The following is a 315-nucleotide window of genomic DNA, read 5'->3' as shown; positions in this document are numbered from 1 at the left end:
TTCCTAGGCTACTTTTGATTTTCATTGAGTATGAGATGACTGGATCTGTATTTTGAAATTAGACTAGACCAATTAAAATGTTGACAAGGATGAAATCTTGTTATATACTGATTTCACTGGTCTTTTTAGATATAAATTAGACTAGACCAATTTTTAAAGAAATGAAAGCCGATGTTAACAAACATCGTAGGTGATATGTATGTGTGGAATCGTTGGTGTTGTAGGAAATACAAACGCAACTGATATTTTGATTCAAGGACTTGAAAAATTAGAATACCGTGGTTATGATTCAGCAGGTATTTTTGTGACGGGTGG

General features: G+C 33.0%; 1 pseudogene. It reads left to right on the top strand.

Features of this window, described 5'->3' with window-relative positions:
• Positions 1-199: 199 nt before the first annotated feature.
• A pseudogene (locus C1E99_RS09995) lies at positions 200-315 on the top strand (glucosamine--fructose-6-phosphate aminotransferase); the annotation flags it as partial.

This window comes from Streptococcus suis, from assembly GCF_002964045.1.
Taxonomy (GTDB): Bacteria; Bacillota; Bacilli; order Lactobacillales; family Streptococcaceae; genus Streptococcus; species Streptococcus suis_U.
Note: the sequence above shows the minus strand (reverse complement) of the source record. Positions and strands in the feature narration are given on the sequence as shown.